The 657-nt window shown below is 70.6% G+C and carries 1 protein-coding gene; it reads left to right on the top strand.

Features of this window, described 5'->3' with window-relative positions; translation table 11 throughout:
• A partial coding sequence (locus J0A65_RS24980) for an efflux RND transporter periplasmic adaptor subunit (RefSeq protein WP_206596926.1) occupies nucleotides 1-657 on the top strand: 657 nt, incomplete at both ends.

Raw genomic sequence — 657 nt, 5'->3', positions numbered from 1 at the left:
GCCCTGCGCGGCCTGCAGGAGCCGGAGCTGCTGGCCGCAGCCCGCCAGCGCTTGCGCCTGGCCGGCATGCCGGCCGAGCTGATCGCCCGCGTCGAGCGATCCGGTCAGGTGCAAACGGTCTGGACGGTCACCAGCCCGATCAGCGGGGTGCTGCAGGCGCTGTCGGTGCGTGAGGGCATGACCCTGGCGGCCGGCATGTCGCTGGCCCAGGTCAACGGCCTGGACCCTGTCTGGCTGGAGGTCGCCGTACCCGAGGCCCAGGCTGGCGCCCTGCGTCAGGGCCAGCGAGTGCAGGCGCGCCTGCCCGCGTTCCCCGGCAAACCGGTGGAGGGCCTTATCCAGGCGGTGCTACCGCAGGCCGACGTGCAGAGTCGTACGGTTCAGGTTCGCGTGGAGCTGCCCAACCCCGAGCAGCGTCTACGCCCGGGCATGACGGCCGAAGTGACGCTCAGCAGCGATGAGCAATCGGTGCTGGTGGTGCCCAGCGAAGCGGTGATCCGTACCGGCAAGCGCACACTGGTCATGGTGGCGGAAAGCGATGGCCGTTTTCGTCCGGTGGCCGTGCGCATCGGTCAGGAGGCCGAGCGGGATAGCGTGGTCACCGACGGCCTCGAGGAAGGCCAGACGGTGGTCGCCTCCGGCCAGTTCCTGCTGGAC

Origin of the sequence: Bowmanella yangjiangensis (genome assembly GCF_017255015.1) — a bacterium.
Classification (GTDB): Bacteria; Pseudomonadota; Gammaproteobacteria; order Enterobacterales; family Alteromonadaceae; genus Bowmanella; species Bowmanella yangjiangensis.
Note: the sequence above shows the minus strand (reverse complement) of the source record. Positions and strands in the feature narration are given on the sequence as shown.